This window comes from Streptomyces sp. NPDC059454 (assembly GCF_042749965.1).
Classification (GTDB): domain Bacteria; phylum Actinomycetota; class Actinomycetes; order Streptomycetales; family Streptomycetaceae; genus Streptomyces.
The window spans coordinates 33,282-48,909 of record NZ_JBHYVC010000010.1; the positions used below are offsets into that span (position 1 = coordinate 33,282).

At 69.8% G+C, this 15,628-nt stretch carries 7 protein-coding genes and 2 pseudogenes; 7 read left to right on the forward strand and 2 right to left on the reverse strand.

Annotated features, from left to right (window positions below; translation table 11 throughout):
* The 6 genes and pseudogenes from kdpA (at nt 1) to ACFXAE_RS09770 (ending at nt 10,349) form a co-directional block, all read left to right on the forward strand.
* Nucleotides 1-1,665 (forward strand): potassium-transporting ATPase subunit KdpA, encoded by a 1,665-nt coding sequence (gene kdpA, locus ACFXAE_RS09745; RefSeq protein ID WP_384710691.1) that lies wholly within the window; start codon nt 1-3, stop codon nt 1,663-1,665.
* Nucleotides 1,662-3,806, forward strand: a complete 2,145-nt coding sequence (gene kdpB / locus ACFXAE_RS09750; RefSeq protein WP_384710694.1) for a potassium-transporting ATPase subunit KdpB — start codon at nt 1,662-1,664, stop codon at nt 3,804-3,806. The genes kdpA and kdpB overlap by 4 nt, the downstream gene beginning before the upstream one ends.
* An 8-nt stretch (nt 3,807-3,814) precedes the next feature.
* Nucleotides 3,815-4,483, forward strand: a complete 669-nt coding sequence (locus ACFXAE_RS09755) for a potassium-transporting ATPase subunit C (RefSeq protein WP_384710697.1) — start codon at nt 3,815-3,817, stop codon at nt 4,481-4,483.
* A gap of 121 nt (nt 4,484-4,604) precedes the next feature.
* Complete coding sequence (locus ACFXAE_RS09760; RefSeq protein WP_384710700.1) at nt 4,605-5,291, forward strand: response regulator; 687 nt, start codon at nt 4,605-4,607, stop codon at nt 5,289-5,291.
* Nucleotides 5,292-5,336: 45 nt separating this feature from the next.
* On the forward strand, nt 5,337-7,883 hold the full coding sequence (locus ACFXAE_RS09765; RefSeq protein ID WP_384710702.1) for an ATP-binding protein: 2,547 nt from the start codon (nt 5,337-5,339) through the stop codon (nt 7,881-7,883).
* A gap of 509 nt (nt 7,884-8,392) precedes the next feature.
* A pseudogene (locus tag ACFXAE_RS09770) lies at nt 8,393-10,349 on the forward strand (amino acid transporter).
* 5 nt (nt 10,350-10,354) lie between these two features.
* On the opposite strand, the pseudogene ACFXAE_RS09775 reads toward ACFXAE_RS09770, so the two are convergent.
* Nucleotides 10,355-11,677: pseudogene (locus ACFXAE_RS09775) on the reverse strand (amino acid permease); the annotation flags it as partial.
* Between the two features lie 465 nt (nt 11,678-12,142).
* Here ACFXAE_RS09775 and ACFXAE_RS09780 point away from each other — a divergent pair.
* Nucleotides 12,143-13,531: an MFS transporter gene (locus ACFXAE_RS09780; protein ID WP_384710705.1), complete on the forward strand. Its 1,389-nt coding sequence runs from the start codon at nt 12,143-12,145 to the stop codon at nt 13,529-13,531.
* 43 nt (nt 13,532-13,574) lie between these two features.
* Here the strand turns inward: ACFXAE_RS09780 and ACFXAE_RS09785 are convergent, their stop codons facing one another.
* The gene (locus ACFXAE_RS09785; protein WP_384710708.1) at nt 13,575-15,599 is read right to left on the reverse strand and encodes a helix-turn-helix domain-containing protein; all 2,025 of its coding nucleotides are present in this window, start codon (nt 15,597-15,599) and stop codon (nt 13,575-13,577) included.
* Nucleotides 15,600-15,628: the final 29 nt, after the last annotated feature.

Consider the following 15,628-nt stretch of genomic DNA (forward strand, 5'->3'; position numbering starts at 1 on the left):
ATGAGCCCTTTCCTCGCGGCTGTACTCCAGCTGCTCGCCCTGATCGCCGCGCTCGCGCTGGCGTACCGCCCACTGGGCGACTACATGGCCAAGGTCTACTCCTCCGACCGCCATCTGCGGGTCGAGAAGTGGATCTACAAGGCCATCGGCGCCGACCCCGATGCCGAGATGCGCTGGCCGGCCTATCTGCGCGGCGTACTGGTCTTCTCGGCGGTGAGCGTCCTCTTCCTGTACGCCCTCCAGCGCCTCCAGGGCTCGCTGCCCGGCTCGCTCGGCTTCGCCTCCATCGACCCGGACCAGGCGTTCAACACCGCCGCGTCCTTCGTGTCCAACACCAACTGGCAGTCGTACTACGGCGAACAGGCCATGGGCCACCTCGTGCAGACCGGCGGGCTGGCCGTGCAGAACTTCGTCTCCGCCGCCGTCGGCATCGCGGTCGCGGTGGCTCTCGTCCGGGGCTTCGCCCGCTCCCGCACCGGTGAGCTGGGCAACTTCTGGGCCGACCTGGTGCGCGGAGTCGTCCGCATCCTGCTGCCGCTCTCCGTCGTCGGCGCGATCGTCCTCGTGGCCTGTGGCGCGATCCAGAACTTCTCCGGCATCCACGAGGTCGGCCAGTTCATGGGCGGCTCGCAGCAGTGGAACGGCGGCGCGGTCGCCTCGCAGGAGGTCATCAAGGAGCTGGGAACCAACGGCGGCGGCTACTTCAACGCCAACTCCGCCCATCCCTTCGAGAACCCCAACGCCTTTACCAACCTCTTCGAGATCTTCCTGATCCTCCTCATCCCGTTCTCGCTGACGAGGACCTTCGGCCGGATGGTCGGGAGCGTGAAGCAGGGCTACGCGATCCTCGGCACGATGGCGACCGTCTGGGTCGGGTTCGTGCTGCTGATGTGGGCCACGGAGTTCGCGGGTCACGGTCCGGCGTTCGAGGCCGCGGGCGGGGCGATGGAGGGCAAGGAGACCCGCTTCGGGATCGGCGCCTCGTCGATCTTCGCGGTCTCCACCACGCTCACCTCGACCGGCGCGGTGGACTCCTTCCACTCCTCGTACACGGGGCTCGGCGGTGGGATCACGATGCTCGGCATGATGCTGGGCGAGATCGCGCCCGGCGGTGTCGGATCCGGCCTGTACGGCATGCTCATCATGGCGATCATCGCAGTCTTCATCGCGGGCCTGATGGTCGGCCGTACGCCCGAGTACCTGGGCAAGAAGATCTCCACCCGCGAGATCAAGTTCGCCGCCTGCTACATCCTGGTCACCCCGGCGCTCGTGCTGGGCTTCACCGCCGCGGCCATGGCCCTGGACACGCCCGCGAACTCGATGACCAACTCCGGCGCGCACGGCTTCTCCGAGATCCTGTACGCCTACACCTCCGGCGCCAACAACAACGGCTCCGCCTTCGCGGGCCTGAACGCCGACACCACGTGGTTCAACACCACCATCGGGCTCGCAATGCTCCTCGGCCGATTCCTCCCGATGGTGTTCGTCCTGGCGCTGGCCGGCTCGCTCGCCGAGCAGAAGCCGGTCCCGGAGACCGCCGGCACGCTCCGTACCGACAAGCCGCTCTACGTGGGTCTGCTGGTGGGCACCATCGTGATCATCACCGGTCTGACCTACTTCCCGGCCCTCGCGCTGGGCCCGCTCGCCGAAGGGCTGGCGTCATGACCATCAACGTGAACAAGCAAGAGGACGCCATGTCCACCGCCACCCCGACCAAAGCGCCGCACAGTGATCTGCCGCCTCGGCACAAGCCCGATGCGGGACGTGTCACCGGGGGTCTGTTCGACCCCCAGCAACTGATCAAGTCGCTTCCGGACGCGTTCCGCAAGCTCGACCCGCGCCTGATGGTCAAGTCGCCGGTCATGTTCGTGGTCCTCGTCGGCTCGGTGGCCACCACTGTGCTGGCGCTGAAGGACCCGACCGACTGGTTCGGCTGGGCCATCACCGTGTGGCTGTGGCTCACCACGATCTTCGCCAACCTGGCGGAGGCCGTGGCCGAGGGGCGCGGCAAGGCGCAGGCGGACACCCTGCGCAAGGCCAAGACCGACACCGTGGCCCGTCGGCTGGCCAAGGACGGGAAGTCCGAGGAGCGGGTGCCCGGCACCGAGCTGCGGATCGGTGACCTGGTGGTCTGCGAGGCGGGCGACGTCATCCCCGGCGACGGTGACGTCGTCGAGGGCGTGGCGTCGGTGGACGAGTCAGCCATTACGGGTGAGTCGGCACCGGTCATCCGCGAGTCCGGCGGCGACCGCAGCGCTGTCACCGGCGGTACGAAGGTCCTCTCCGACCGGATCGTCATCAAGATCACGACGAAGCCCGGCGAGACCTTCATCGACCGCATGATCAACCTGGTCGAGGGCGCGGCCCGGCAGAAGACGCCCAACGAGATCGCGCTGAACATCCTGCTCGCCTCGCTGACCATTGCCTTCCTGCTCGCGGTTGTCAGCCTGAAGCCGTTCGCCATCTACGCGGGCGCCGACGAACAGACGTCGATGATCGTCCTGGTCGCGCTCCTGGTCTGCCTGATCCCGACCACCATCGGCGCCCTGCTGTCCGCGATCGGTATCGCAGGCATGGACCGGCTCGTCCAGCGCAACGTACTCGCCATGTCGGGCCGGGCGGTCGAGGCCGCCGGTGACGTCTCCACGCTGCTGCTCGACAAGACCGGCACCATCACCCTCGGCAACCGGCAGGCCGCCGAGTTCGTCCCGGTCAAGGGCACGACCGAGGCCGAGGTGGCCGACGCCGCCCAGCTCTCCTCGCTCGCCGACGAGACGCCCGAGGGGCGCTCCATCGTCGTCCTCGCGAAGGAGAAGTACGGGCTGCGCGAGCGCCATCAGGGCGAACTGGCGCACGCCGAGTGGGTGCCCTTCACGGCCCGGACGCGCATGTCCGGCGTGGACGTCGACGGACGCAAGGTCCGCAAGGGCGCGGCCGGTTCCGTCATCACCTGGGTGCAAGAGCGGGGCGGGGAGGTCGCCGACGACGTCGACTCCCTCGCCAACCGCATCTCCGAGGCGGGCGGTACGCCACTCCTCGTCGCCGTCGAGGACGACAAGGGCGCCCGGATCCTGGGCGTGATCCACCTCAAGGACGTGGTGAAGGAGGGCATGCGGGAGCGGTTCGAGGAGCTGCGCCGCATGGGCATCAAGACCGTCATGATCACGGGCGACAACCCGCTGACCGCCAAGGCGATCGCGGACGAGGCCGGGGTCGACGACTTCCTCGCCGAAGCGACGCCCGAGGACAAGATGGCGCTCATCAAGCGTGAGCAGGCGGGCGGCAAGCTCGTCGCGATGACAGGGGACGGGACGAACGACGCCCCGGCGCTCGCGCAGGCGGATGTCGGGGTGGCGATGAACACCGGTACCTCGGCCGCCAAGGAGGCCGGGAACATGGTGGACCTCGACTCCAACCCGACCAAGCTCATCGAGATCGTCGAGATCGGCAAGCAACTCCTCATCACCCGTGGCGCGTTGACGACCTTCTCCATCGCCAACGACGTGGCGAAGTACTTCGCGATCATCCCCGCTATGTTCGCGATCGCCTATCCGGGCCTCGACAAGCTCAACATCATGGGCCTGGCCTCGCCCGAGTCCGCGATCCTGTCCGCCGTCATCTTCAACGCCCTCATCATCGTCGCCCTCGTACCCCTCGCCCTGAAGGGCGTGCAGTACCGGCCGATGAGCGCGGACAAGATGCTGCGCCGCAACCTCGGCATCTACGGCCTCGGCGGCCTCATCGCCCCGTTCATCGGCATCAAGCTCATCGACCTGCTCCTTTCCCTCATCCCTGGCATCGGGTGACGACCACCATGACCAACTCCGTACGCAACACCGCCCGGCTGATCGGCGCGGGCCTGCGGGCCCTGCTCGTCCTGACCGTCGTCTGCGGGGTGCTCTACCCGCTCGCCGTGACCGGCGTGGCCCAGGGGCTGTTCCCCGACAAGGCGAACGGCTCCGAGGTCAGGAGTGACGGCAAGGTCGTCGGCTCCGAACTCATCGGCCAGCGCTACGACCTGCCCCTGAAGAAGGGCGAGGAGACCCCGGCACCGGACCTGAAGTGGTTCCAGCCGCGCCCCTCCGACGGACTCGGCACGAACACCGTCAACCCGCAGTACAAGCTGATCCTGTCCGGCGCGACCAACCGGTCCGGCGACAACGCCGAGCTGATCAAGTGGGTCGAGGATGCCAAGACGGCCGTCGTCAAGGACAACTCCACCGCCGACCACCAGGTGCAGCCGTCGGACGTGCCGGCCGACGCCGTCACCTCCTCCGCCTCGGGCCTGGACCCGCACATCTCACCGGAGTACGCCAGGCTCCAGGTGCACCGGGTCGCCGCCCGGAACAACCTCCCCGTCGATCAGGTGGAGAATCTGGTCGACGCACACACGGACGGCCGGATCCTCGGCTTCATGGGTGAGCCCCGAGTGAACGTCCTCAGGCTCAACATCGCGCTCAAGGAACTGATCGAGAAGGACTGATGGCTTTACCGACAACAGCCGGGAGCCGGCGAGCCGTGGAATCCCCGCGGCCCGGCGGCTCCCGCTGCCCTGACCGCAGCAAGCGCACTGACCGCATATCCGACAGGAAGGCCGCACGCCGATGACTCGGGTGCTGGTGGTGGATGACGAGCCGCAGATCGTGCGCGCCCTCGTGATCAACCTGAAGGCGCGCAAGTACGAGGTCGACGGCGCGCCCGACGGTGCCACCGCGCTCGACCTGGGCGCCGCGCGCCATCCCGACGTGGTCGTACTCGACCTGGGGCTGCCCGACATGGACGGCGTGGACGTCATCAAGGGTCTGCGCGGCTGGACCCGTGTGCCGATCATCGTTCTGTCCGCCCGCCACACCTCCGACGAGAAGGTCGAGGCGCTGGACGCCGGGGCCGACGACTACGTCACCAAGCCGTTCGGCATGGACGAGCTCCTGGCACGGCTGCGTGCCGCCGTGCGCAGAGCGGAGCCCGCCGCCCCCGGGCAGGACGACGTGGTAGCGGTCGAGGGCGACGGGTTCACGATCGACCTGGCGGCGAAGAAGGTCAACCGCGACGGCCGGGACGTCCGGCTGACCCCGACGGAGTGGCACCTCCTGGAGGTGCTCGTACGAAACAGGGGCCGGCTCGTCACCCGGAAACAGCTCCTCCAGGAGGTCTGGGGCCCGTCGTACGGCACGGAGACCAACTATCTGCGGGTCTACATGGCCCAGCTGCGGCGCAAGCTGGAACCGGACCCCTCCCACCCGCGCCACTTCACCACGGAGCCCGGCATGGGCTACCGCTTCGAGGCGTAAACGCGCAAACGACCGATACCTGCCATCAAACGTAAAGTCGGAATCATGGGACGCGGAACGCTGCGGATCTACCTCGGCGCGGCACCGGGCGTCGGCAAGACGTACGCCATGCTCTCCGAGGGCCACCGCCGGGTGGAGCGGGGCACGGACTGCGTGGTGGCCTTCGTTGAGCATCACGGCCGGCCGCGTACCGAGGTGATGCTGCACGGGCTGGAACAGGTCCCGCGCCGGGAGATCGAGTACCGCGGCACCGTCTTCACCGAGATGGACGTCGACGCCGTTCTGGCGCGCCGGCCCGCCGTCGCCTTGGTCGACGAGCTCGCGCACACGAACGTCCCCAGATCGCGCAACGCCAAGCGCTGGCAGGACGTGGAGGAGCTCCTCGCCGCCGGGATCAACGTCATATCCACGGTCAACATCCAGCACCTGGAGTCCTTGGGTGACATCGTGGAGTCCATCACCGGCATACGGCAGCGGGAGACCGTACCCGACGAGGTGGTGCGTCGCGCCGACCAGATCGAGCTGGTCGACATGTCCCCGCAGGCACTGCGCCGCCGGATGGCGCACGGCAACATCTACAAACCGGACAAGGTCGACGCCGCCCTCTCCAACTACTTCCGGCCCGGCAACCTGACCGCCCTGCGCGAGCTGGCGTTGCTGTGGACGGCCGACCGGGTCGACGAGTACCTCCAGGAGTACCGGACGGAGCACCGGGTCTCGAAGATCTGGGGATCCCGCGAACGCATCGTCGTCGGTCTGACCGGCGGCCCCGAGGGCCGTACGCTCATCCGCCGCGCGGCCCGGCTGGCGGAGAAGGGCGCGGGCGGCGAGGTGCTCGCTGTCTACATCGCCCGCAGTGACGGACTGACCTCCGCCTCTCCGAAGGAGCTGGCCGTCCAGCGCACCCTGGTCGAGGACGTGGGAGGCACCTTCCACCACGTCATAGGCGACGACGTGCCCTCGGCGCTGCTGGAGTTCGCGCGAGGTGTGAACGCCACCCAGATCGTGCTGGGGGTCAGCCGTCGGCGCTCGTGGCAGAGCGTCTTCGGGCCGGGCGTCAGCGCGACCGTCGCCCGTGAATCCGGCCCCGACCTCGACGTCCACATCGTCACCCACGACGAGGCCGCCAAGGGACGCCGGCTTCCCGTTTCCGGCCGCGCGCGGCTTGGCCGGTCGCGCATCATCTGGGGCTGGACCGTCGGTGTCGCCGGACCCGTCCTGCTCATTTTCCTCCTCAGCAGTGTGCTGCCGGACATCGGTCTCGCCAACGACATGCTGCTGTTCCTGTCCCTGACCGTGGCGGCGGCTCTGCTCGGCGGCCTGTTCCCGTCCCTCGCTTCTGCCGCGGCCGGTTCCCTCCTGCTGAACTGGTTCTTCACCCCGCCGGTCCACACGCTCACCATCTCCGACCCCAAGAACATCGTGGCGATCTCGGTCTTCTTCGCCGTGGCCGTCTCGGTGGCCTCGGTGGTGGACCTGGCGGCCCGCCGCACCCACCAGGCGGCCCGGCTGCGGGCCGAGTCGGAAATCCTCTCCTTCCTGGCAGGCAGCGTGCTGCGTGGGGAGACCACGCTCGACGCCCTGCTGGAACGCGTCCGCGAAACGTTCGCCATGGACTCGGTGGCGCTGCTGGAGCGCACGAGTGACGTGGACCCCTGGACATGCGCGGGCAGCGTCGGTCCCACGCCGGTGACCCGGCCCGAGGACGCGGATGTGGACATGCCCGTCAGCGACCACATGGCCCTCGCCCTCACCGGCCGGCCGCTGCCCGCCGAGGACCGCCGGGTGCTGGGCGCCTTCGCTGCCCAGGCCGCCGTGGTCCTGGACCGCCAGCGCCTGGTCGGCCAGGCCGAGGAGGCCCGCAAGCTCGCCGAGGGCAACAAGATCCGCACCTCGCTGCTGGCGGCCGTCAGCCACGACCTGCGCACCCCCCTCGCCGGCATCAAGGCCGCCGTCACCTCGCTGCGCGCCGACGACGTCGAATGGTCGGACGAGGACCAAGCGGAACTGCTGGCCGGCATCGAGGAGGGCACCGACCGCCTCGACCACCTCGTCGGCAACCTCCTCGACATGTCCCGCCTCCAGACCGGCACCGTCACCCCGCTCATCCGGCCCATCGACCTCGACGAGGTCATCCCAATGGCGCTGCGTGGAGTCCCGCACGGCAGCGTCGAGCTGGACATTCCCGAAACCCTGCCCATGGTGGCGGTCGACAAGGGGCTGCTGGAGAGGGCCGTCGCCAACGTCGTCGAGAACGCCGTCAAGTACAGCCCCGCCGCCACAGCGGTGCTCGTGTCGGCCAGCGCCCTGGGCGACCGCGTCGAAGTCCGCGTCATCGACCGCGGCTCCGGTGTCCCCGACGACGCGAAGGACCGCATCTTCGAGCCGTTCCAACGCTACGGCGACGCCCCCCACGGTGCGGGCGTCGGTCTCGGTCTCGCGGTCGCCCGCGGCTTCGTGGAGTCGATGGGCGGCACTCTCACCTCCGAGGACACCCCTGGTGGCGGGCTCACCATGGTCCTCACCCTGAAGACCGCCGCGACCGCCTCCGCTGCCCTGGGACCCGAACTCCCCGCCTCCGCCACCTCGTAGTGAGCGGCCACCGTGACGGGGCTTCATGAGAAAGCCCCTGTTTCCGACCTTTCCTCCCGCACCCTCCTGGTAACCGGCGGCACCTTCGACCTCCTGCACCCGTGGGACCCGCATGCTCTACGTCCAGCGGGCGGACTCGGCCGTGGCGCGGGTTCCCCGGGTTGCGTCGTGCGGCATGGGACCGGGAGGTTCACCACTCATCGCGGAATCCAGCACCTCTCGAAGCGAACACACGGGGCCACTGGGTCAGCGTCTATCCCATCGCGGGCGGCCAGGACCGCCACCGCCACGCTCATACGCGATCCATACGCCGGGCAGCCGTAGCGGTGCCTCGTCCCTGCGACAGCAGCCGCTCTCCGCGCGGTGTGAGGCATCCGACGTCCGGTATGGGGATCTTGACGCGTCCCTGACGCGCTGGCCGGATCCGGCGCCCCGCGGGCTGCCTGCGCTGGCTCCGCCGTCCGGGCGACGGCCGAAAAGCATCGTGTCGACACCCCAGGAGCACCCGCATGGCCACCACGAACGACACGCGCGCGAGCAGGCTGCGCGCGTGGATGCTGGAGGGCCTGTCCGACATGGGCAAGGGCAAACCCTCCCGGCCTGTGGAGTCCGCCCCGGACGCAGGGCACAAGGGTCAGTCCTGGTACCGGGTGATGTGCCTGACCGGTGTCGACTACTTCTCGACCCTCGGCTACCAACCCGGCATCGCGGCCCTCGCGGCCGGGCTGCTCTCCCCCGTCGCCACCATCGTGCTGGTGATCGTGACGCTGGCGGGCGCGCTGCCGGTGTACCGGCGGGTGGCGGAGGAGAGCCCGCACGGCGAGGGCTCGATCGCGATGCTGTCGCGGCTGCTCTCCTTCTGGAAGGGCAAGCTGTTCGTCCTGACCCTGCTGGGCTTCGCGGCGACGGACTTCCTCATCACCATCACGCTGTCGGCGGCCGACGCCTCCACCCACCTGGTCGAGAACCCCCACCTGGAATCGGCCCTGCACGACAAGCAGGTACTGATCACCATGATCCTCATCGCGCTGCTCGGTGCGGTGTTCCTCAAGGGCTTCCTGGAGGCGATCGGCGTCGCCGTCGCGCTCGTCGGCGTCTATCTCGCACTGAACGCGGTCGTCGTGGTGACGGGCGTGTGGCACGTCCTGACCGAGGGCCATGTCGTCACCGACTGGACCGCCGCCCTGACCCAGGAGCACGGCAACGTCTTCGCCATGATCGGCGTCGCCCTGATCGTCTTCCCCAAGCTCGCGCTCGGCCTGTCCGGCTTCGAGACCGGCGTCGCCGTCATGCCGCACGTCAAGGGCGACCTCGGCGACACGGAGGCGAATCCCGCGGGCCGTATCCGTGGCACCAAGAAGCTGCTGACCACCGCCGCACTGATCATGAGCGTGTTCCTGATCTGCACAAGCTTCATCACCACCGTGCTCATCCCGCACCAGGAGTTCGAGTCCGGCGGTGAGGCCAACGGTCGTGCCCTCGCCTATCTCGCGCACGAGTACCTGGGCAACACCTTCGGCACGGTCTACGACGTCTCCACCATCCTGATCCTGTGGTTCGCGGGCGCGTCCGCGATGGCCGGTCTGCTCAACCTGATGCCGCGCTATCTGCCGAAGTACGGCATGGCCCCGCACTGGGCGCGCGCAGTGCGCCCGATGGTCATCGTCTTCACCCTGGTCGCGTTCCTCGTGACGTGGATCTTCGACGCAGACGTGGACGCCCAGGGCGGCGCGTACGCCACCGGTGTCCTCGTCCTGATCTGCTCGGCCGCCATCGCCGTGACCATTGCCGCCCGCAAGGCCGGTCAGCGCGGCTGGACGATCGCCTTCGGCGTCATCTCCGCCGTCTTCCTCTACACGACCGTCGTGAATGTGATCGAGCGCCCGGACGGTGTGAAGATCGGTGCCTGCTTCATCGCCGGCATCATCCTCATCTCCCTCCTCTCGCGCCTCGGCCGCGCCTTCGAGCTCCGCGTCACCCATGTCGAGCTCGACGACATGGCGGAGCGGTTCATCCGGGACATCTCCAACCGGACCCCGCGCTTCATAGCCAACGAGCCGGACCAGCGGGATGTCGCCGAGTACCGCGAGAAGATCGAGCAGATCCGCACGGACAATGACCTCCCGACCACCGAGGACTTCGTCTTCATCGAGGTCACGGTCACCGACCCGTCGGAGTTCGAGGCCGGGCTGACCGTCCGCGGTGAGGTCATGCACGGCCGCTACCGAGTCCTCACTGTGGAGTCCTCCTCCGTTCCCAACGCTTTGGCGGCCCTCCTCATCCACGCCCGCGACATGACCGGCACCCGACCGCACGTCTACTTCGAGTGGACCGAGGGCAACCCGTTCGCCAACTTCCTCCGCTTCTTCCTCTTCGGCCAGGGCGAGATCGCCCCGGTCACCCGCGAGATCCTGCGCGAGGCGGAGCCCGACCGGAACCGCCGCCCCCCGCGTCCACGTCGGCTGAGGCGTTCAGAGGCGCATTCGGAGCCGGCAGATCACCGCGTCCGTGTCCCTGCGGACGGCGTGGGCCACGACCGCGCCCCGCTGGTTCTGCAGCGGTTGCTGCCACAACCGGTCGGGCTCGACCTCGGGTATGAGTACGGTGACGCGGGTGCCTGGCGCCGAGGCGGCGAGTTCGCGGATGTACGCGGTGATCGGGCGCCCCAGCGATCGCCGCCCCGAAGGGATCCGTACGAGCTCGACGCCCGGGTTCCACAGCGCCCAGTCGCGCTCCAGCGCCTCCGTCTGGGCCCGGTCCTCGGGGTCCGGGTGGCAGACGGTCACCGCCCGGACCTCGCCGCCGAGGGAAACGGCGGTGGTCAGGGCCTCGCTGGTCAGCCGGGTCAGCGACGAGACCGGTACGAGGACCAGAGAACGGGCGTGCTGCGGCGGTTCGGGGACCCGCCCGATCCCGAGGCGCTCACCGATCCTGCCGTAGGCCCGGCAGACCGTCTCGAAGGCGGCGACGAGCAGGGGCAGCGCGATCACGATCGTCCAGGCCCCGTCGTGGAACTTGGTGGCGGTGACCACGATCGCCGAGATACCCGTCAGAGAGGCCCCGAAGCCGTTGAGCAGGGCCTTACCGGCCCAGCGAGGTCCACGCTCCTGGCGCCAGTGCAGCACCATGCCCGTCTGGGCGATGGTGAAACCGACGAAGACCCCGATCGCGAAGAGCGGCACGAGCGTGTTCGTGTCGCCGCCGGAGAACAGCAGCAGGCCGGCTGACACGAGCGCGAGCCAGACGACACCGTGCCGGTGCACCTGGCGATCGGCCTTCAAACCGAAGACATGCGGCACGTAGTTGTCGCGGGCCAGCAGCTTCAGCAGGACCGGCAGGCCGCCGAAGGACGTGTTCGCCGACAGCGCCAGCAGCACCATGGTCGCGAACTGAACCACGTAGAAGGCCCCGTTGTGGCCGAAGGAGGCGTCGGCGAGCTGGGCGAGAACGGTGACGCCCTCCGCCGGCTGGAGACCAAAGCGGGAGATCAGCACCGACAGGCCGATGAGCATCACGCCGAGGATCGCGCCCAGCGCCACCTCGGCGCGCACCGCGCGCCGGGCGGCCGGGGCTCGGAAGGACGGCACCGCATTCGTGATCGCCTCTACGCCAGTCAGCGCCGAGCAGCCGGAGGCGAACGCCTTCAGAAGCAGCAGAACGCCGACGGTGGTGGCGTTGTCAGTCAGCACGGAGGCGTGCCCGGCGGAGGCCGCAGTGGACACGGGCGCGTCCCTGAACAGGCCCACCGCGACGAGTACGAGGACGGCGCCGACGAAGACGACGGTCGGGACGAACATGGGTGACGAACGAAGTTTCCTGACTGCACCTTCCACGGTCGGGGCGGACTGCGATCTTCACCTTGGGGCCGGCCTCGCTGGTCCCGACTGCATGGGCCACGTCTGCCTTGATCCACTCCCACGCCGGATCCATGCCGAATGTCGGGGTTCTGCGCTGCGTAGTCAGCACCAAGTCAGCACGGGACAGGTGATCAGGGGTGCTGACATGCGGTTTCAGGTCAGCACCAAACCAGCACGGGAGCCAGCACCGGGCCTCCAAACCATGCTGAACAGTGCAACTCAGACAGCCCTTCCCCGCCCTTCAAAACGGCCCTCGAACCAGCGCCGATACGCCTCGCATGGTGACCCCGCGCACACGCGACCCCATAACTATGGTGTCCCACCACATACGCCTCTGAGCTGCGCATTCCTACGGTATGGCGACACGAACACGTCTCCGTCAACCGCCAGGAAGTGGTGCCGATGTCCACCCCCGCGACCGCTCCACCAGCCCCCTCCAGCCTCAAGCGCATCGTCGCCGCGTCCCTCATCGGCACCACCATCGAGTGGTACGACTTCTTCCTCTACGGCTCCGCCGCCGCGCTCGTCTTCAACAAGCTGTTCTTCCCGGACTCCGACCCGCTCGTCGGCACGTTGCTGTCGTTCCTCACCTATGCCGTCGGGTTCGCCGCGCGGCCGCTCGGCGCGCTGGTCTTCGGGCACTACGGGGACCGGCTCGGGCGCAAGAAGCTGCTGGTGCTGAGCCTGCTGCTGATGGGCGGGGCGACGTTCGCGATCGGGTTGCTGCCCACACACGCGACCATCGGCAGCGCCGCGCCCGTACTGCTCACCATGCTGCGGCTGGTCCAGGGGTTCGCTCTCGGCGGCGAGTGGGGCGGCGCCGTGTTGCTGGTGTCCGAGCACGGGGACGCCCGGCGGCGCGGATTCTGGGCCTCGTGGCCGCAGACCGGTGCGCCGGCGGGGCAGTTGCTGGCGACCGGTGTGCTGTCGCTGCTGACCGCCGTGCTGTCGGACTCCGCGTTCGAGGCATGGGGCTGGCGGATCCCGTTCCTGTTGTCCGGGGTGCTGGTGATCGTCGGTCTGTGGATTCGTCTCTCCGTCGATGAATCGCCGGTGTTCAAACAGGCGCTGGAGCAGGCCGAGGCCCGCAAGGCGGACGCCGGCACGGAGCGGATGCCGGTCGTGGCGGTCCTGCGGCACCACTGGCGTGATGTGCTGGTGGCGATGGGGGCGCGTATGGCGGAGAACATCAGCTACTACGTGATCACCGCGTTCATTCTTGTGTACGCGACCACTTCCGCCGGGGTTTCGAAGCAGACCGCGCTCAACGCGGTGCTCGTCGCCTCGGCGGTCCACTTCGCGGTCATCCCGGCCTGGGGCGCGCTGTCGGACCGGCTCGGCCGGCGTCCGGTGTACCTGATCGGCGCGGCCGGGGTGGGGCTCTGGATGTTCCCGTTCTTCGCTCTCATCGACACCGGCGGTTTCGGCGGTCTGCTGCTGGCGGTGACCGTGGGTCTGGTGCTGCACGGGGCGATGTACGCGCCGCAGGCCGCCTTCTTCTCCGAGATGTTCGCGACCCGGATGCGCTACTCCGGTGCCTCCATCGGCGCCCAGTTCGCCTCCGTCGCGGCGGGCGCGCCGGCGCCGCTGATCGCCACCGCGCTGCTCGCGGACTACGACAGCTCCGCCCCGATCGCGCTGTACGTCATCGCGGCGAGCCTGCTGACGGTCGTCGCCGTGGCGGCGGCCAAGGAGACCCGCCACCGTGATCTGGCGGACGTGGCCCCGTCGGGTGACACGGAAGGGTCCGTCGAGGCGGCCCCGGCCGCCCGGGACGCGCGCACCGTCTGACCCGGTGCGGCACCGGCCCCCGTACGCGCGCCGTGTACGGGGGTCAGGGCTGCGCGGGAGGCGTGGTGCCCGCCGACAGGCGGTGCAGGCGCAGGGCGAGCTGGATCTCCAGGGCCCGGGCGGGGCTCTGCCAGTCGTCGCCGAGGAGGCGGCCGACGCGTTCCAGCCGCTGGGCGACCGTGTTCACGTGGACGTGCAGCTCGTCCTTGGTTCGGGCGGGGCTCATCCCGCAGGCGAAGTAGGCGTCGAGGGTGCGCAGCAGCTCGGTGCCGCGTCGTTGGTCGTACGCCACGACCTGACCGATGGTGCGGCCGACGAAGCCGGTGATGTCCCGTTCGCCGGCCAGCAGCAGTCCCAGGAAGCCGAAGTCCTCGGCGGCGGAACCGTCACCGGAGCGGCCGAGGAGGCGCAGGGCGTCGAGGCAGCGCCGGGCCTCCGCGTAGGCCGACGCCACGGTGTCGGGACGGGCGGTGAGGTGTTCGACCGGGGCGGACGCGCCGACGGTGACCGGTTCGTGGACGGCCGCGCCCAGGTGGCGGGCGGTGCGGCGGGCCAGGCCGGTGGCGGTGTCGCCGGGGGCGAGGGGCAGCAGCAGGACGGTGCCGCCGTCGCGCGCGGCGGCCAGGCCCTGCCGGGTGGCCGCGAGGTGGGAGGCCGCGGCCCACAGCCGTCTGCGGGCGTCCGCCTCTTCGTCGGCGTCGGCGGCGGAGCCCTCGAGGCGGGCGGCGAGCACGGCGTGGGTGGCGTCGAGGTCGGCGCGCAGCCGGGCCGCGCGCTCGCGCAGCAGGCGCGGGTCCCGGTCGCGGGCGTCGAGCAGGTCGTCGAGCAGCTCGCCGCGGACGCGCTGTTCGGCCTCTGCGGCGGAGCGTCGGGCGAGCAGCAGCAGTGAGGTGACCATGGCCGCGCGTTCCAGCGTGCGCTGGTCGACGGGGTCGAGGCCGGGGTGGCCGCGCAGGACCAGCGCGCCGAGGAGTTCGTCACCGGCGGCCACCGCGGCGATCCAGTCGTCCCGGTGCCGTACCGCGTGGCCCTCCGCCCGCGAGGACTCGAGGGCCTGGGCGGGTGCCGCGGTGGCCTCGGTGAACTCGACCGTGCCGTCCAGGACCTGGGAGACGGCGGCGGACACGTCGTGCACTCCGCCGCCGCGCAGGACCAGCTCGGCCAGCCGGTCGTGGACGTCCGAGGCGCGCTCGATGACCGCGCTGCGGTCCTTGATGATCTCGTTGGCGCGTTCCAGGCCGGAGAGGGCCGAGCGGGTCTCGGCGAGCAGGTTGGCGGTGTCGATGGCGGCCGCGGCGAGGGCGGCGAAGGAACCGAGCAGGGCGATCTGCTCCCGTTCGAAGACCCGGGCCCGCCGGTCCGCGGCGAACAGGACACCGATGACGTGGTGCCCCAGCATCAGGGGCACGCCGAGGATCGCGACGAGCCCCTCGTCCCGCACGCCGGTGTCGATGCTGTGGGTGTGCTGGAAACGGTCGTCGCGGAAGTAGTCGTCGGTGACGTAGGGGCGGGCGGTCTGGGCGACGAGGCCGCCGAGCCCTTCCCCCATGCCGAGGCGCAACTGCTGGAAGCGGGCGGCGACCGAGCCCTCGGTGACCCGCATGTAGGTGTCGCCCCTGGCCGGGTCGTTCAGGCTGAGGTAGGCGACGTCGGTGCCGAGCAGAGAACGGGCGCGCTGCACGATCGCCCGGAGCACGGCGTCCAGGTCGCGCAGTCCGGCGAGGTCGTGGGCGGTCTCGAAGAGGGCGGACAGCTCGGCCTCCCGGCGGCGGCGCCCCTCCAGCTCCGCGCGCACCCGCAGGGCGAGCACCTTGGCCTGCTGGAGGGCGGCGATCCGCCCGGTGGGCAGTCCCTCGGCGCGGGCGAGCAGCACCGGCTGCTCGTACGCCTCGACGGAGGCGCCACGGGCCAGCAGCTCCAGGAACGGCGTCTCCGCGCTGCCGGAGACGGGGCCGGGCGCGGGACCTGATGCGCCGCCGGGCGCGGGGCCGGCGTCGGGATGTGCCCGGCCCTGCGCTCCGGCAGCGGAGGCGGGGCGCTCGGCGGACTGCACGTGATCGCGGGACATGCTCACAGGATTCCTCATCCCGCGGCCGC

Bases quoted from the DNA above. Each gene is read 5' to 3' on its own strand.
- ACFXAE_RS09780 (WP_384710705.1), top strand. From the start codon at position 12,143: ATGTCCACCCCCGCGACCGCTCCACCAGCCCCCTCCAGCCTCAAGCGC.
- ACFXAE_RS09755 (WP_384710697.1), top strand. From the start codon at position 3,815: ATGACCAACTCCGTACGCAACACCGCCCGGCTGATCGGCGCGGGCCTG.
- ACFXAE_RS09765 (WP_384710702.1), top strand. From the start codon at position 5,337: ATGGGACGCGGAACGCTGCGGATCTACCTCGGCGCGGCACCGGGCGTC.
- kdpA (WP_384710691.1), top strand. From the start codon at position 1: ATGAGCCCTTTCCTCGCGGCTGTACTCCAGCTGCTCGCCCTGATCGCC.
- kdpB (WP_384710694.1), top strand. From the start codon at position 1,662: ATGACCATCAACGTGAACAAGCAAGAGGACGCCATGTCCACCGCCACC.
- ACFXAE_RS09785 (WP_384710708.1), bottom strand. From the start codon at position 15,599: ATGTCCCGCGATCACGTGCAGTCCGCCGAGCGCCCCGCCTCCGCTGCC.
- ACFXAE_RS09760 (WP_384710700.1), top strand. From the start codon at position 4,605: ATGACTCGGGTGCTGGTGGTGGATGACGAGCCGCAGATCGTGCGCGCC.